Origin of the sequence: Methanobrevibacter boviskoreani JH1, from assembly GCF_000320505.1 — an archaeon.
GTDB classification, from domain to species: Archaea; Methanobacteriota; Methanobacteria; order Methanobacteriales; family Methanobacteriaceae; genus Methanarmilla; species Methanarmilla boviskoreani.
In genome coordinates this window covers 22,083-41,432 of record NZ_BAGX02000008.1, presented here as the reverse complement: position 1 = coordinate 41,432, position 19,350 = coordinate 22,083, and the positions used below count along the sequence as shown (strand labels likewise).

General features: G+C 29.6%; 11 protein-coding genes. 2 read left to right on the top strand and 9 right to left on the bottom strand.

Features of this window, described 5'->3' with window-relative positions; genetic code table 11:
- Window positions 1–119 precede the first annotated feature (119 nt).
- Both ON24_RS01370 and ON24_RS01365 read right to left on the bottom strand, forming a co-directional pair.
- On the bottom strand, window positions 120–1,418 hold the full coding sequence (locus ON24_RS01370) for a DEAD/DEAH box helicase (protein ID WP_050553510.1): 1,299 nt from the start codon (window positions 1,416–1,418) through the stop codon (window positions 120–122).
- 38 nt (window positions 1,419–1,456) lie between these two features.
- Window positions 1,457–2,158, bottom strand: a complete 702-nt coding sequence (locus ON24_RS01365; protein ID WP_040681669.1) for a CRISPR-associated protein Cas4 — start codon at window positions 2,156–2,158, stop codon at window positions 1,457–1,459.
- Window positions 2,159–2,386: 228 nt separating this feature from the next.
- Here ON24_RS01365 and ON24_RS08895 point away from each other — a divergent pair, with 228 nt between their 5' ends.
- Both ON24_RS08895 and ON24_RS01355 read left to right on the top strand, forming a co-directional pair.
- Window positions 2,387–3,199 (top strand): thermonuclease family protein, encoded by an 813-nt coding sequence (locus ON24_RS08895; RefSeq protein WP_236254909.1) that lies wholly within the window; start codon window positions 2,387–2,389, stop codon window positions 3,197–3,199.
- A gap of 123 nt (window positions 3,200–3,322) precedes the next feature.
- Window positions 3,323–3,592 carry a hypothetical protein gene (locus tag ON24_RS01355; RefSeq protein WP_040681668.1) on the top strand — a complete coding sequence of 90 codons (270 nt, stop codon included), beginning with the start codon at window positions 3,323–3,325 and terminating at the stop codon, window positions 3,590–3,592.
- Window positions 3,593–4,146: 554 nt separating this feature from the next.
- Here ON24_RS01355 and ON24_RS01350 read toward each other — a convergent pair.
- From ON24_RS01350 to ON24_RS01320, 7 genes are all read right to left on the bottom strand, one after another.
- Window positions 4,147–4,569 (bottom strand): RDD family protein, encoded by a 423-nt coding sequence (locus ON24_RS01350; RefSeq protein ID WP_016358725.1) that lies wholly within the window; start codon window positions 4,567–4,569, stop codon window positions 4,147–4,149.
- Window positions 4,570–4,603: 34 nt separating this feature from the next.
- Window positions 4,604–5,614, bottom strand: coding sequence for a hydrogenase expression/formation protein HypE (gene hypE, locus ON24_RS01345; protein ID WP_016358726.1), 1,011 nt, complete (start codon window positions 5,612–5,614; stop codon window positions 4,604–4,606).
- Between the two features lie 587 nt (window positions 5,615–6,201).
- Window positions 6,202–9,948: a right-handed parallel beta-helix repeat-containing protein gene (locus ON24_RS01340; RefSeq protein ID WP_040681667.1), complete on the bottom strand. Its 3,747-nt coding sequence runs from the start codon at window positions 9,946–9,948 to the stop codon at window positions 6,202–6,204.
- 508 nt (window positions 9,949–10,456) lie between these two features.
- Window positions 10,457–15,286, bottom strand: a complete 4,830-nt coding sequence (locus ON24_RS01335; protein WP_040681666.1) for a cobaltochelatase subunit CobN — start codon at window positions 15,284–15,286, stop codon at window positions 10,457–10,459.
- Between the two features lie 322 nt (window positions 15,287–15,608).
- Entirely contained in the window at window positions 15,609–16,724 is a 1,116-nt protein-coding gene (locus ON24_RS01330; RefSeq protein ID WP_040681665.1) for a hypothetical protein, read from the bottom strand.
- Window positions 16,725–16,828: 104 nt separating this feature from the next.
- Window positions 16,829–17,134: a hypothetical protein gene (locus ON24_RS01325; protein ID WP_040681664.1), complete on the bottom strand. Its 306-nt coding sequence runs from the start codon at window positions 17,132–17,134 to the stop codon at window positions 16,829–16,831.
- A gap of 97 nt (window positions 17,135–17,231) precedes the next feature.
- Window positions 17,232–18,467: a hypothetical protein gene (locus ON24_RS01320; RefSeq protein ID WP_040681663.1), complete on the bottom strand. Its 1,236-nt coding sequence runs from the start codon at window positions 18,465–18,467 to the stop codon at window positions 17,232–17,234.
- Window positions 18,468–19,350 lie beyond the last annotated feature (883 nt).

The following is a 19,350-nucleotide window of genomic DNA, read 5'->3' as shown; positions in this document are numbered from 1 at the left end:
ATAAAGAATAAAACCTATTATTAATAGATAGAAAGCCCCAATCAATGTTTAATATAAATAAAAACCGATCAATAAAACAAAATGTCATTAGAATAGAAAATACTTAAATTTATAATTTTTTAATTATCTTTCTCTTTTTTTAAAAGCCTTAACAAGGCAGCTGCAATTTCAACGGAATTATAGTCATCTAAGATCAAATTCTCAATCAACTTTATATCACTATCCAAGTTATCATTATCAATAACCTTTTTAACATCAGACAATATTATATTGTACCGTCTGTTCTCCACATCCTCAAATGTAGGAGCCTTTCTCTGTTTTATCTTAGTATGGGTGTATTCCTGAATACTTCTTAGATATTTGACATCCCTTCCGGATACAAAGGTAAAAGCATAACCTACCTTTCCAGCCCTTCCTGTTCTACCAATCCTATGAACATAAAACTCATCACTATTAGGTACGTCATAGTTAAAAACAACATCCACATTCTCTACATCAATACCTCTTGCAGCCACATCAGTTGCAATGAGAATATCTATTTTACCTTTACGAAACTTATTCATTACTCTGTTTCTTTTATCCTGTTTCATTTTTCCATGGATAGCTCCAACGGAATATCCCCTACTTTTAAGTTTTTTCTGTAAGAAATCCACCTGTTTTATTGTATTGCAGAAAACTAATGCTAGATTAATATCATACATATCCAGAAGATTACATAGAACAGATATTTTCTTGTTTCTTGGAGTCTCAAAATAATATTGCTCAATTTTGGGAACGGTTAACCTGGTTTCCTTAACCTTTAAAAATTTAGGATTGTTCTGATATTTCTGTGCAATTATTTTTATTTCATTTGGCATTGTTGCTGAGAAAAGTAAAGTTTGTCTTTGTTTAGGCGTCTGAGCGATTATGTCTTCGATATCCTCAATGAACCCCATATCCAACATTTCATCAGCCTCATCCAAGACAAGGGTTTCAATAGATGAAATATCCAATGTTCCTTTTCTCAAATGATCAAGTACACGTCCACATGTACCAATTACAATATGGACTCCTTTCTTCAATACCCTGGTCTGTCTTCCAATAGGCTGACCTCCATAAACAGGTAAAATCCTGATTTTATCCATAAATTCTGATAACTTGGCAAATTCCCCTGCAACCTGGATAGCCAATTCACGTGTGGGAGTTAAAACAAGAACCTGTGGTGACTTATCAGGAATCCAAATCTTGTTTAAAGCAGGAATTGCATAGGCCACCGTTTTTCCACTACCTGTTTGTGCTTGACCAATAACGTCCTTACCATTTAATGCCGGAGGAATAGCCAATTTTTGGATGGGAGTCGGCTCTTCAAAACCCATTTCCTCCACGGCTTTTTTAATCTCATTTGATATTTTAAAATCATTAAAACTAATATTTCCCATTTATATACAACTCTCAATTAAAAAAAATAGATTAAAAATCATGATTGATTATATTCACATACATCATTAAATCTACAACTCTTACATTTATTCGGGTTTTTTGTTGGAATAAAGGGTTTCGTGCCATCAAACAAACCCTGCATTCTATTGATTAAATATATAATCTCCTTTTCAACATCCTCGTCAAATTCCTCAGCGTAGAAAACATTGTCAGTACCTCTTTGTCTTAAAGCACCTATGATCTTACGGGTATTGTTTTCATCCTCCCTTTCAACAAGGGATTTAAATGCCAAGCAATATGCCCTGACCTGGTTTATCTGTGATGGATAAGCCCTAGTTCCAGGTTTATCATCTATAATAATAAACTCATTAGGGGTCATTTGAACCTCATCTATAAAACCGCGTATACCATATTCCGGCTCTATAATAAACATTTCACGGGTTTTAGTTTCAATTGTTTTTGATGTTTCCATTGTTTCTTTAAAGCTTGCAGGTTTTGCTGTTTTTTTAAATTCCTGTTCTAATTGATTATGAACTTTAGTGCCCGTTCTCATGGCCATAGTTGGAGGTGCTACAACCCCCTTAAAATATTGTAGGTACAATTCATATTCACAGTAACCTTGAATGTTTAACCAGCTAATTGGGAAATTATTAACACCGTTAATTACCTGAACTCCTTTAATATTCGGATGGTTTTCATAATCATAGCTAGAATAATTATCAATATCTTTATTTTCCATATTTATTCCCCAAAAATCAAATTGATAAAATTAAATTAAATTAAATTAAACTAATTATTATTTTATTTATATATTAGATTATAAAAATATTAAGCTCACTTCTATTATAAAAATCATAATACCCCATTATAAAAAAATTAATTTTCAAATAGGATTTCAAGAAAAAATATCCAGTTTTTATAAAAAGATTCAATAAAAATAAATATCTTCTATATAAAACAATAAAGTATGGAAAAAATTGTTTATTATATAATAATTGCTCTAGTTATAATGACTGGTGTAATGTGTGGAGTGGCATACAGTCAAATTAACAGTAATCATGATATGGATGATAATGGCAGCAAAATGAACAGTGATAATGGTCCCATTATTGTTGAGGACAATCCCAATAACAACAGTAGCCTAGATTCAAATCAGACACCAACAAACAATAATAGTGCAAATTTAACTGGAAACCAGAACCAGACAAATAATAGCCTAGACAATATTAAAGAAAGTTTAAGTAAAAACAGCGAAAATCAGGAAAATAAGAGTATTGCAAGTACCAATAAGCAATCTACAAACAACAATCAAAACCATGAAAAAAATACCGACCCCTACAATAATCAAAAGACAAACAACGATACACAAAACCAGGAAAATATAAACACACCTATTAATAACGAAAGCAATTTAACTGAGAATGACTCATCAAATTATGAAGTTACAGGATTTTGTACCAGGGTAATTGATGGAAGCACTATTGAAATCGAGACTGATGACGGCATTAGGGAAAGGGTTAGGTTTGTTGGACTAAAAACACCCAAGGAAGGAGAGGACGGATATGATGAATCTAAAAACCTTATTACAGAGAGATGTTTAAATAAAACTGTTTATCTTGATGTAGACGATGCAAAAAACAAAGATGCTGATAATTATACCCTTGCAATAGTATACGATGAAAATGGTGAAAATCTAAATCAAATACTTCTTAAAAACGGATTTGCAGAGGTAATGTATATACCTCCATCCGAATTCAAGAAGGGTTTAGGTGTAGTTTAAACCACAGCATATAATAAAACATTCCAATCTAAAATCGACATCTTCAAAAATTCAACCAAACTTAATAATAAACAATTACAGTATTAACAAAAAATAAATAATTGAATTGAAATAATAGTGAGTATGAAAAAAACTACAGATATTATACTAATCATATTAGTAATTGGGGCGATTATAATATGTATCAGTAGTTACAATACTACTTTAAAAGAGGAGTCTGAAATAGATCACAATACATATTATGTAAGTAATAATGTTAGTGATGTTAACAACTCCAGTCAAAGTACAGTTGATGCAAAAACCATTATAAGCAAGATAAATTATGAAGGATATGGATTAACTGGAAATTTACCTATTAACCTTATCAATAACATTTCCTATACATTAAACTAATTTTTTGATAATTGCCTAATGTTAACTACTTTTTTATAAATAAAATTCAAGATTTTTACACAAATCCAACTCTTTTTATCGTTTTAAAAATTAAAAAAACCAGATATTCTTATTCTAAATTAATTTCCATATTAAAAATTAAAATATCCATGTTTTTTCATAGTTACATCATGACCATACCATAATAAAATATATAATTAAAAATTTGATTTGTTTAAATTAAAAGTTTATTAAAAGATTTAATATAAAATTTAAAAACTATTAAAAATTTTAAATCTAAAACTCATTTAAATAATTTAAAACAATAAAGTTTTTTAAAAATTATAAAGGATAAAATAAAATTGAAAATTAATTAGAATTTATAGTTAATTAAAAAAAATAGAATTAAAGAATCTAAAAGTTTTATAAAAAATAGAATTGGAAACAATAGATTAAAAAAAATAGAATTAAAGAATCTAAAAGTTTTATAAAAAATAGAATTGGAAACAATAGATTTTATAGTAAATTAGAAAAAACAGAATTGAAAAATATTAAAAAAATAAATGAAAGAAAAATCAAGAGTTGAATTTTGATTTATCCTCTTCTACAACCTTTGTATGAGATAGTTGACCTAAAAGACGTTCATCTTTAGTTCCATATAGAAGACCAATTAGATAGTCAAATACAATTGGGAACCACCATAATTTTGAAACAGATCTAATAATGGCCTGCCTGTAGGTAATTGGACCGCCCTTCTCATCCTCAACCTCAATAAACATCAACATTTTTCCAACGGTTGTGCCCCTTAACTTTTCAAAGAAAGTAAAATAGATAATTATTAAAATTGGAGCTACAACTATAAAATAATGGAAAATCTGATATCTCATTACAGGATTAACAAACAGATACAAAAGATATGAAATAGGCCACATAAATGCAGAGACTACTAAAAAGTCCAAGATATATGCAACTGTTCTTTTAACCATCATTGACACCATAATAGACCTCCAAAATTAATTAAATTTTAATGCTTTAACATACCCTAGGTACTGGATCTGCAATAGGTGTTTCAAGAATTCTTTGTCCACCAACACCTGTTTCTATAATAACCTTTTCACCTTCTACAACCTCACCAACGATTGCAGCATCTTTACCATATTTATCGGTTTTAATAGCTTCAAGAACCTCATCTGCTTTATCTGCTTTTACACCCATTACAACTTTTCCCTCATTTGCAACTTCAAATGGGTCGATTCCCAACATTTCAGATACAGCATGAACTTCCCTTTTAATTGGAATAGCATCATTTTGTAGTATTACACCTACACCGGATTTATCCGCCATTTCATTAATGGCATTTGCAAAACCACCACGGGTAGGATCTTTCATTGCAGTGACTCCACCAACTTTAAGGGCCTTTTCAACAATACCCCACATAGGTGCACAGTCAGATTTTAAATCAGTTTCAAATCCGAATCCTTCCCTAAAGGACATGAGACTCATACCATGATCACCAATACTACCAGTTACAATGATCTTATCGCCAGGTTCTAAGGTAGAATCCTTAATAATTTCCCCTTTCTTTGCAATACCCACACCAGTGGTTACAATTACAATTCCATCTAATTTACTAGATTCCATAACCTTAGTATCTCCAGCAACTACTGCAACATCTGCTTCCTTACAAGTTGAATCCATAGATTTCATTATTCTATCCATGTCATCAATATCAAATCCCTCTGCAACAATCATAGCGTTTGTAATACATAAAGGTTTTGCACCCATCATTGATACATCATTAATAGTACCGGCAGCAGCAATTCTACCAATGTCCCCACCTGGGAAGAATAATGGATTTACGGTATGGCCATCAGTAGTAACAACTATCTCATAGTCACCTACAGGTATGGTAGCACCATCGTCTAATGCATCTAAACCTACACCACCATTAACTGATGTTTTAGATATATTTTCTAAGATAGTATCCTTAATAAGTTTTTCCATAACTGCTCCACCAGCACCATGGTTCATTCCAATCTTCATTATAATCTCCTTCTTTTTTTATAGATAGGTTATAAACTATTTAAATTTAAATATAAACCTTAATAACAATTATTTTAAAGATTTAAACTTTAAAAAATAATCATAAAAGTGTAATTTCTTTAAGAAATATTAATTTTTAATTTAAATATTTTTTCATAATATACATTTATATTTTAAATTTACAATTTAAATAATTATTGAAATAGAATTATATAGAAATAGTTTTTAAAGTTTCTTGAAAAAATGAAATTTATTATACATTTTAAGGATATTCTCCTATAAAATGACAATTAATAAAAAACATACTATTTTAATGAATTGTATATTCCAATACATAAATTAGTAAAAATAGCTTTAAAAAGATATAAACAATAACTAACTATAAAAAAAGGGTTTAAAAAAACTAAGAAGAAACAAATAAAAGATTAACACAAAAAAGAGTTTAAAAAACCAGAAAAATAAGAAAACAATAAAAACCTAAAAGATAGAACTTAAAAAAAACAGAAAAATAAGAAAATTAATTAAAACACTGAAAACTTAAAAAATAAAAAGAAAGAAGTATTTAGAAAATACTTCAAAAAATCCATTTATCTTTTTACAAGTAAATTAGTTCTTACAGTACTTGCTTTCTTAAATATACCGCTACCTTTATATGAGGTATAAATAGTATATTTTTTAGGATTAAGGTTTATTCTAATTTTAGCAACACCATTGCTACCAGTTACTTTAGTATAGGTTTTACCGCATATTTTAATATAAACCTTTTGACCAACTAATAAAGAGCCATATTGATCTTTAAGAGTTACTACAAAATCAGTTCCTTTTTTAACAGTACTGGATTTAACATATATCTTAGTATTTACACTACTCGTTCTTACAACTAGATTAAATTTCTTGGTTACAGAATTGTAATTAGAATTACCTGCATAGATTATAGATGTTACATATTTGCCTTGTCTAAGGTTAATATTGATTGACGCCATACCATTACTATTGGTTGTTCTAGTATAGGATTTACCTGCAATGGTAATTTTAACTTTTTGATTTTTAAGTAGGTTTCCATTTTTATCTGTAAGTTTAAAGCTGTAGGCACTTCCTTTTTTAACTGTATTAGATACAGTAGGAGTTATAACAGTAGCAGTTTTAGATTTTGATTTTACAACTAAAGATACATCCTTACTTATCATACTTGAAACTGAGTCTCCGGTAAATGAAACAGTTATAGGATAAGTCTTTGGATTAAGATTTATTGTTATTGAAGCAGTACCATTTTCATTTGTAGTACGTGAATAAGTTTTACCAGAAATAACAAATAAAATCTCTTTACCCTCTAAAGCAAAACCGTCGGAATCTTTAAGAGATACAATCAATTTATCTCCTTGTTTAATTGTGGTTCCAGATACTATGTCCATATTATAGGTCAAGTATCCATTATCAAAGACATTGTCATTTTTATAGTTAACTGCATTGTTTCCATGTCTGGATAAAGCTGTAAGATTATTGGATACTACATAGTTGTTAACACTAGACATATTTACGGCATATGTTCCATTAGTTGCAATTGTATTGTTTTCAATGAAGTTATTTTCGGAATTTACAATGAAGTAGATACCAGCAATTCCTAAAGGAATAGAATCACCATGATCCCCAGTACTATTAACAGGACTGTTTGGAATACCATAAGCATTGATTACATTACCTGAAATAACATTATTATTACCTGAGTAAGCAGCTATCCCATAGGTATAATCCCCATTACCTTCAATGGTATTAGTTGCTATAGTATTGCCATTTGAAGAGTATAACTCTACTAAATAATTACGTTTACCATTACCATCAATGGTATTTGATTCCAAAGTAGAATTATTTGATTCTTCAAGGGTTACTCCATAAGTATACATACCTGAATTAAGATTTATCCTGTTCTGACCAACATAGGTATTGTTTGATTTATACCCAATAATAATTCCAGTTGTAAAGTATGGACCATTTATATTAATAGTATTTAATGTAAAGTTATTTCCACTAGCACCGGTTGTACCGGAACCAGTTTCAGCAGCTAAAACACCAGTACCATACATATATGGATCTTTACCTTCCAAATAAATTTCATTATTAGAAACCGTATTATTAAAACAATCAAAGTATAGGTCAATACCAACTATTGAATTAGTACCATTAGATTCCTGATTAAGTTTTGATGTGACATTTACAAGGTTATTTGCAATGGTGTTATTTGATGAGTGTAATAATAAAATACCGTATGTCCTATAGATCTCATTAAATAAGTGTGCTCCGTCAATACATAATCCTGACTCATATCCATGAACTTCACCAGTACCATAAACCATGATATAGTTTGTATTATCCTCAGAACCTTTAATTGCAGTATTATATACTTCATATCCAACTATACCATAGGTTAAAAGAGTACCGCTAGCTTCAATAATATTACCCTCAAGTCTATCATTTTTAGTATCCTGAAGATATATACCATATGCGGTTTTGTTATCGGTAATGTTAAGGGTACAATTATATATGAATACATAATCTGCCTCTAGAACATGTACAGGCCATTGATTGATCTTGTTTAAATCATTATTTAAAATGTTTAAACCGATTAATGTAACATAATCACTTTTAACTCTAAAACTAGAATTACCGAAGGTAGCATTTTCACCTAACACTTTTACAGATGATGAAATCTCAAAGTATTTACCATTAAAGTTACCCTCAAAAATAAGAACATCACCATCTTCAATTGAAGTGTTCATTATTCCATTTTTATCAAAGTAACTGTCTACGTTATCAGGAGTGATGTGTATAACAGTACCATTATACTTATAGGTATTGTCATCATACCCAGTTGAAGGTTCCATTCCAGGATAAACCACAGTCTTACCGTTGACAATATTGTCGTCGGTTACATTGGATAATCCTCCAGCTTCCTGTGCATTAATTGCAACATCTCCACTTGTATTAATGGTATTGTTTGATATAACAACATTTACAGGATATTTAACCCTTGACTGTTTTTTAACAAGTATGCCGATACTATCGGTGTTAACAGTATTGTTATTTATTAGGATATTTGAAATTGGTCCAACAACAAATATACCATTACTTCTTGCAGTGATCAGATTACCTACAACACTGGCATTGCTTCCTTCGACACTAACACCGACACTATTGTCCAAGGTACAATCAATTGTATTGTTAATTACATTTACATTATCACCAGATATATGAATACCATTGGCAACAGAGGAATTGATTATCTTATTCCCAATAGCTATGGAATTAGGAGTTAATTCAATTGCACAATCACCGCCAGTTATAGAACCAGTACTATAATCAACACCATTTAGATTTATTAAAGTATTGTTTATAATCTGATTTCCAGCACCGGTTTGGGTAACTATACCCCTGTAAGCTCCTATTACAGTATTATTTTCTGCAATATTATAAGAACCCATTAGATTTATACCATAGGACCAGCTAGTAACAGAGGCATATGTATAATTTACAACATTGTTTGTAATATTGTTGTAATCAGATACACCACCATTATATTTGGATAAATAAATACCATTACTATCTTCCACTTCCACATAGTTTTTATCAATTATATTATAGAAAGAATTTGATAAAACAATAGCTGGACGAGTCCATTTTTGATCAGAAGAAGCTGACTTGGTAGTTACCCTATTTGATATAACTTTAGAGTTATTGGTATTGTTTAAAAAAATACCATATGCCCCATTTCCGTCACCATAAAAATTGATATTGTTTATAACCACATCACTAACATTAGATACAAAGACTCCAATTCCATGTGAAAGGTAATTTTCAAATTGTAGATTACTTATTGTACTTCCGTCACCACCTTTAGTGATTTTAACAGTACAATTATTTAATTTTGCATTGGAGCTTGAAGTAACAGTAACAGGAATATCGAATATGAAATTTTTATTATTGAAAGTTCCTGTTAAATCAACAGTATCTCCAGAGGATATTCCGGATTTAACAAAACCACTATCATTAAAGTAAGTATCATAATTACTTGAACTTACTTGTATAGTATTTGAAGTTTTAATCGGAGTATTATTTGATGGGGATACTGTAGAATTCCTATAATTTTCAGTAGAACTTAAAACTTGGGAATCCGCTCCAACATTATTAGATGAATTAATATCAACAGTATTTGAATTGTCCAATAATTGAGAACCGTTATCCGAAGTGTAAGCATTATTCAAATCACTTGCACTTACAGCACCAATTGATAAGATTCCGATAATTAAAACCAGAAATATCATAAGCTTGTAACTTCTCAAATTTTCACCTCGTGAATTTTTTAATAAAATATAAACATTATTTGAATATTTTTAAAATAATCTTTATACGAAAATAATATGTATTTAATTATAATTAAGTTTTGTTAAAAAATTCTTGAATATAAAAAATTCCACATTTAAAAAAAAAAAAAAAAAAATAGAAACAATAAAAAAACATGACCTAAATATTTTAGGTATAAGTTTAATGATGAAAACTGTTTAAAAATAGGATTTGTCAAATGTCCGAATAACTAAAAGTGATTTATAAGATAGCTTAAATCAATTTATAAAATGTGAAAGAATTAATTTAAAAAAAAGCCCAATATTAAATATCTAAAAAAAATTAGTAATGCCCATAAAAATTAATTGAAAACATGAAATAAGCATTAAACATCTTAAAAAAAAGCCAATCATTTAAATAAAAAAAGGATGTCTTAAAAAAAGTTAAAATAAGTTTTAATAAAAAAAAAAATAAAAAATTTATGATGATAATAATTGATTTACTCAATTAAAAATCATCATCTTTGTTTCGTTTAAAGAAACCGAATCCGAATATAACTAATATTGCTATAATTATAACCATTACATATATTGGTAAAGATGCCTCAGAACCACCGGAAGGTTGAGTAGCTTTATTTACTTCATATGCTTTCGCATTACTTCCAGAGGAACTGGATTCCGCTTGTCCTGATGAGGAGGAAGAACCTGCAGAAGACGCAGCTGATGCTGGTCCCGTACTTGTTGAGGAACTTGCCTGATCACCCACACTTGAGGATCCTGAACTTGAAGATCCTGATGAAGAACTTGAACCACTGTTTGGAGTATTAGATGAGGTACCATTTGCTGCTTGCTGATTAGCATTCTGATCATAAACATTCTGATTAGTACCACTCATTTGTTTAAATAATTGGTTGAATTTCTTCATGTTAGCCTGACTTCCAGTATACATACTAATAACATCCTTGTTAAATGAAAACGGATCAGTATGGTCACAACAAGCAAATGCGTCAGTTGATACAACATTATTTACATAGTTGTTTACTAATTTTTGCAAGTTTGCCTTATCCTGAGCACTTGTAGGTGTCCAGTAACCTGTAAAGTATGCATACATTGCCCATGCACTGGCAGCCATCATACCAAATTTTTGACTGTTAGTTTTTGCAAGTGACTCTGAATCCGCCATAGCCTGTGCAATTACAGACCAGGTATTACTGCTTATATCAGATTTACCTCTACCTGTTGAAGTTGCAACTGTCATTGCATAAACATCCTGAACCTTAGCAGCCAATGTATTTGCACCTGCTGCTCCAGAATTCATTAACGCTTGAACATATTTTGGGTTTGCAATGGTAGTCCTAACTTCCAAATCAATTTGCTCGGCAATAGTACGTGATGTAGGATTATTTGTATTCCTAATATCCACAACAGCGGAATCAGGATTACCACCTAATTTTTTAGATGTACCATATAATCCACCTAACCAGTCATAGTAATCATCTGAATCAGTTAATCTCCAGGTACTATCAAGGTTTTGAGTTACTAAATCAGTGTTTTTTAATAAATTAACATATGCATTAGTAGCTTTTTTAACAACAATATTTCCATCGGAGTCTATACCCCAAGAGTAAGATACCCTGTTTAAATAAATATTGGTTAAAGTGCTTGTAAGATTAATGCTCTTATCATACCAATTGGAAGTAGCTGGAATATAATCACTTAATCCAGTACCTTCAAGGACACTTCCCGGAAGACCGAATAATCTGTCAAGACTACCTGTTTCATTATAATGTTTCTTAACATAGTTCTGCTTAAATGTCTCATTTGGACAATCTAATGCAGCGACTTTAACACTGTTAATAAGTAAGCTAATCCAATTCACATAACTGGTTACCATACTAGTATAAACATCAATACGGGGCCTGTTTAATACAGTACCATTTGGTAGTTTAATTTTTAAGTCAGATAGATTCATTAATTCAACACCAGTAACAGCTCCTGATCTAGACCAGACAGGTTGAACTCCCAGGAAATACATGAATTGTGCAATTTGAATACCGTCAGTACGTAATATTTCAGTACCCCACATAATAATTCCAACAAGTTCCGGGAATTTCTTATGTTTAAGATAATAATTGACAATCAATTTATTGTCAATTGTTTTTGCAGCAGCCCAGGCAGCTTTAGTTGGCATCTTAGTTCTATCACCAGTATACATTGCGGTACCAGTAGGTAAAACATCGGCATATGCAGGATCTCCACATAAACCAGGCCTTACATATCCGCCAGATAAAGCATTAATAATTGCCTGCAACTCTTCGTTATTTCTTAAAGCAACCAATGTTGAATTTGCAAGAAGTAAATCCTCATACAATACTGATGAACTATTGATTCCATAAAAGGACATTAAAGCATTAAAGTTTATACTTCCATTTACCATTATTGCTATGGTATTATATAACCAGGTTTTAGTAGCATTTACTTCAGTTTTATATTTTGAATTTCCTTTAACATCAGAATAATAATCTAGATTCTTTAATTCAGGATATAAATAATGTAGAACCTCAGTGTAAATATCTGTTCTTGAGGATACGATTGTTATTATTTCTTGAATTAATTCATCACCAGTTAAAACTTTACCTAAACTATGTAATCCCATTGTGATTAAATCGTTTTGAAGATCATCTAATTTAGAATCAATTGATAATAACCAAGACTGGAAAGTTTTATCAGAGTTATCCTTTGGTAAATCAAATTTAATCTGTGATGAATTTGCAAGTTTAAGAATCATCTTTTTATATTCTTGAGCAGTTGAATTACTTCCAACCCTTACAGCCTGTTGATATAAGGTAATATAATCATTTAACAATGTATAATTACCATATAAATCTGAGATAACAGTTGCAGGAGTCATGTGTGAAATCATCAATGCCCCCAATCTATTTTTAGCAATCATTGCCTCTCCAGGGTTTGAAACAATATATGGATAGATAGTAGGTATTTCAGTAAGTTCAAAACTCCAATCATCTGCTTGTAGACCAATGTCTCTACCAGGTAGGAACTCTAAAGTTCCATGGGTACCCATGTTTATAATGGCATTTGCTTTGAAATTACCTGACAACCATTTGTAGAATGATATATATTGTTGGTGAGGAGGTAAAGTTGCACTATGATAATTTGCAATATCCTCTTCTTCCCAACCTCTACTTGGCTGGAAAGTAACAAAGATGTTACCGAACATAATTCCAGGAATAACTATGTATTTACCCTTATGTTTAGTACCATTATACACCATTATCTTACCGATATCAGATCCCCATTTTTTAACTAATTGATTTTTTAAAGTTGAATTCAAACTATTTAAATATTTTTTATACTGGGAATAATTAATCAATTGACCATTGGCCATTAAGGTATCCCAATATTTATCCACATAATCATTTAAATAACCTTGAGCCCATGTACCTTTGTTACATGCCTCTTCAATCAATTTAGTCAATTCATCAACATCTGGAATTTGATTCTTGCTCATTCCAATATTATAACCATTATCTGCAAGTAGTTTAAGTAAAACATGTGTACTGTTAAATATATCTAAATAGGATGCCGCAATATCACTTTTACCAGGAGGATAATTGTATAGAACAATCGCTACCTTTTTATCAGAATTATTTAATTCTTTAAGTTTAGCCCATCCATTTGTCATTTGAACAAGTTTTTTTACACCTGCCTCAATAGGAACTTCAACACCTGCAGAGTTTGTATATGAAACCTCAACAGTTCCAAATACTCCTTCAAAAGAAGGGACTGTTACTGAATAAGTCCACTCAATTTGAGGACCATGTCCGCTTTTATAACTAGAGAGACTAACCTGTGATAAAGCTTTAATAATTTCCACATTCAATTCTTTTAAACTACCTACCGCACCGCCAGTTGTATTGGCATAATCTAAGGACCATGAATACAATGAATTAACAGCTGAAATACTTCTTGATGTAGTTTTTGCAAATAACGTTAATAATGAGGCCATTGAAGGTGAAGTTTCACTTTGATATAAATTGAAAGCCGCACGTCCCTGAGACTCATATTCCTTAATCAAAGCATCCACAAGATTCCCGCCAGAATAATAACTTACAACAACAATATATGGACTTTTAATATTAGATTTATTGGAAGAATACCATTTTTCAAATTTATCAAATAAACTAGATGAGTTTACATTTGATTTTTGCCATGAAATATATTCCACAGTCATCCAATTTAAACTTCCCTGGCCATCTTTATTATAACCCTGATCAGCTAAAATCCATTTATTAATTAATGACTGGCTAGGTGAGGCGTCAAATCTTCCATAACCTGGATGATAAATACCCCATGTTGAAGTAAGCATAGGAGTAGTACTTGTATTTAAGGTAGGATTAACCTTAGTTTCTCCAAGCAAGAATCTTATATAATTAAATACACCATGCATATTATTTTCCAATACAACACTATCGGATATATCATTAGCCTGCATATAAGATCCAATATAAGTATTCTCCAAAGTATTTATTGTATTATTAGAAGATTTTGTACCTACAAAATTAAGTCCTAAATTCGTTGATGCTGAGAATACACCGAAGGTATATGAAATCATTCTATTTTTATTAGCCGGAGAATTCTTTATATAACTTAAATATTTTGAAACTGTATCATCGGAATACATATCCAATAAAATGAAGTTAGCATAAGATAGCATCCATAATTTATCAGTTTCAAATGGGTTGTAGTTATTAATATAATAAACCCTTCTACTGATATTCATTAAATAATTTATCTTATTAACATTTCCAGCATAATAAACAATAAATGCCATATCAGGAACGAATCTATAGCTCATTTTTTGATGTCTTGATTTAACAGTATAGTTAAAGTATTTAACCTCAGTAAGATAGGTTGAATAAGCGATAGTCATTTTATACTGGCCATAACCATTTAACTGATCCACTATAACATTACCATTATTATTAGATTTACCTGTAAATACCAATTTATTATTAGAATCATAGATATTTACTACTGCACCAGAAACAACAACTCCTTCTTCAGTATAATTTTTTGTTTTAGAATTATATGAATCTTTGATTGTAATATTTAAAGCCGGATTAGTATTCGAACCTTTAACAACTGATCTATTATTTACAGAAGTTTTGATATCCTTTGAAATATTCGAGTTATTTACAACACTTGAATCCAATAAAGTCATGTTTTGATTATTGTTACTTGAGTCTAATACTGTCGTATCATTTAAAGAATCACTAGCACTTATACTAGAAGTAAATATTACTAAAATTGTAATCATTATAATAGAAAGTAATATTAGCTTCTTAGCTTTTTTATAATCTCCCCTCCTAATTATTGTAACATCAAAATTATTTTAGATTTTCTAAAATAATGTTGACTAAAATATTATATAATTTAAGATATATTTAAAATTTATCAAAAATCTTTTACAAAAATAATTTTTTTAAATAAAAAATTTTTAAAATGACTAAGAAACCAAGAAAAATAGCGATTTGAATAAAATATTCTAAAAATTTTAAGACAATAATAAATTTAAAATTTTAAAAGAAAAAAAGGGAAAATAGTTACCCAGTAACTATTCTCTTTAAAACAACTAAATTTTATCTTTTTACTGTAATTTTAGCAGTAGTAGTTTTTGCAGCAAATGTGATGTCACCCTTAAATACAGTTTTAATGGCATAGGTTCCAGTTTTAGTGAATTTTACTTTTAAAGTTGCCTTACCATTTTTATCTGTTTTTAATGTGTAAGTTTTACCATTGACAGTGACTTTTAATGTCTTACCAGCGGCATTAACATATTTTTTACTATTAGTGGTTTTGACTCCTTTCAAGGTAAATGTCAAGGTTCTATAAGCATTAACCTTAAGGGAATTAGTACCAGCAATAGTCAAGGTAGCTGGTTTCTTATTAATAGTCAATTTACTTGTAGTAAATACACCGTTATAATCATTGTCACCTGCAAAATAAATTGAAACGGTATAAACACTTGCCCTTGCAAGGTTTATTTGAATTCTTGCAAACCCATTTGAATCGGTGGTTCTATTATAGGTTTTACCAGCAATATTAATATAAACAGTTTTATTTGCTAAAGCATTACCATTGGAATCTTTTAAAGTGAAATTAAAGTAATTACCCTTTTCTCCAGCACTATAATCAACAGCATATTGTTTGAAGTTGCCTGAGTCAAATGTGGTATTTAACTTCCCCTTAGGAGGAATAATTAAAAGATTTGTACTATTTTCAGCAGCGCTACAATTCTCATTACCATAATAGCTAACATATATTGTGGATTTACCAATTAAATCATGGATGAAAACTGTTCCATTGTCATCGGTGGTGGTGATAACACTATTAGATCCATTTATAGAATAGATAATGTTCTCGTTAGATATTGTCTTGCCATCATCATAAGTCAATTTAATGTATACAGTACCATTTTCAGCAGTATCAATGAGAATATTTGAGATATATTTTACAACAAATCTAGTTGAATTATCTACAGAGTTATAGTTATTGTTACCAACATAATATACATTTACGTCATATCTTCCAGGATCGAGAATATCGGATACATTTAAAGATCCTTTACCGTCAACAATATTGATAGTGTAGTTTCTACCATTAACTCCTGCAATAACATCACCACCAATGTTGTTACTTAAGTCAACATCAATTGTAAGGCCTTCACCATAAACAATATCATCAACGGAAATCACTACACTAGGATTAATCGGTAAAACCTCAAATCCTGATGTATAATTTAATGGAGCATATTGACTGTCACCGGAATATAAAGTAACAAGGGTATAATTACCTGCATCTAAACCGGAGAATGTTGTATTTGCACTTCCGTCAAAACAACATTTACAGTATTTGACAAATTATTTAATATAAAAGTAATTTGACCGGTAGCATTAGACGGAAGACTTGCATTAATGTGTTCATCTTCCCCATAACTAATATTATTTAGTATTACATCAAAACTCATATTGCTCCTAATGTTAATTGGATAATCTAATAGAGAACCATTTAAATAGGATAATGTAATAATATCCTCCCCAATACTAGATCCTGTATATGAAAATGGAGAATTAAGACCTACATTACTTTGATTTACTGCTCCCATATTTTGGTGGATAGATCAAAATCAATATTAAAAAGACTGTCTTCAACATAGCTTATGTTCTCACCGTCAGTGAAAACAAGTTTTGGCACAAATTCGGTTATTCATTAACTAATACAATATTTTTATTAGGACTTAAGGTTAATTTAGCCCAATCCTTTACAATTTCATTGGAAATTGCTGTAAAATTATCCTTATCTCCCCAGTAATTATAATCAATATTTCCTTTCTCACTAGAGGCGTAAACAATATTATTTGTATTATTGTTTATTATTATATTATAATTAATAGTGGAATTGCTTCTTTCCAGGAAGAATCCATTACCTTGAAGGGAACTTGAAGTTCCATTAACTTGATTGTTAATGAATTTGGATCTTGTAATATTAGCAGTGGATACACCACCAGCATTACCTGCACTAATATAAATAGCTCCACCCTTAGCACCAGAGACAACATTACTACCTGCATAGTTATTCATGAAAAGGGAATTTACAATAACAATATTTGCATTATCCCAACTGTAGATTGCACCACCATAACTACCTTTACTATTTCCAGAAGCATGATTACCTATGAAAGTACAATTTTCAATATATAAACGATTATTATTCTGATTTTTAATAGCTCCACCATTTCTTGAAGCGGAATTACCTATAAAATTAGTATTGGTAATTGTAGCATAAGCATTATTATCAACATTTGAAATCGCACCACAGTCTTTACCAGAAGAGGTGGTGTTGTTTATAAAATTAGAATTGTTAATTAGTATTACACCAGTACTATCAATTGCGGCGGAACCATATGCTGTGTTATTAATAAATGTTGAATTATTAACAATTAAGGTTCCCACATTAGAAATACCGGCACAATATCCACTACTATAACCATTAGCCATAATTACATTATTTAATGTCAATACAGAACCGGAGTTCACGGTGAATATCATATTTTTATTACTTGCACTGATTGTAAATCCATTACCTTCAATGGTTATGTTCTTACCATTAATTGTAATTCCACTTGAAAAGGTAGAAGCCTCTCCGTCACTTTCGGTAATATTTCCAGTTAAATTAATAACAGTACCATTGCTTGCAGATGAAATAGCCTCATTTAATGAACTAAAGTCTGAACCTGCATTTATAGTGTCTTGAACAATTGTATTATTATAATTAGACTCGAGGTTACCAGAGTATTCTACAACTGCATTATTATAGTTAGACCCTGGATCATCATCTGTAGTTGAAGAATTAAAATCCGAACTAGCAAAAGCAGAAGGAATTGCAATTAAAAATAGAAGTAAAATACCCAATATTAACAAAGCACCTTTATTATTCATTTTTAACCTCCATATTTAATAGAAATTAAATATTTACCCAATGGAAATTAGAATTAATTTAATCAGATGAACAATATTTAATAATTCTTTTTATGGAAATGAATAACAATTAAAAATATAAAGTCAATGAAAATCAGCCTAATTTCCATAGAGTCAATATTTAAAAACCTAATCATTGCATTGAACATTATTCTTTAATAAAATAATGAAATGCAATGATTTACATATTGAAAAAATATGCATTAATTAATATCTAATTTATAGTATTTAAATTATATAGACTTAAATTTTTGACAAACAATAAAATATATAACAATTAAAAATTAAAAAAATGAATATAAACTCATATAAATTAAAAATAAGATAATTTATCGAAAATACATATTATTACATAACAATAATTCATTTTCAAATAAATAGAAAAAACAATGATTTTTTAAAAAAGAAAATAATGAAAAACAATGAATAAACAGATAAAATAAAAGGTTTAAACTGTACAAAATCAATATTAAATAAAAAATGGTACATAAAAATTTATACATTCTTTATAATTTTTATTAAAACTTAAAAAAGATTGATATTCTATAAAGTTAGTTGAGTTTTTAAGATTCATAACCTTCTAAAAAATCGATTCCAATAATGATCATTAAACAGGAATAGGAAAAATTATAAGATTTTTCAAAAAAGAGATCTGGTATTACATCTATCTTTTAAATGTTCTCCCAATGTAAAAATTGGATTTCGGCAAATAATACATTAGGAAATTGTTCAATAAGATTAAATGAAAATTTTAAAATTCAAAAAATAGATTTTTAGATTCAATTATAGTTTATATTCCATATTGAAATTCCACTATCATCTAATCGGTATTGAATTGGTAGAT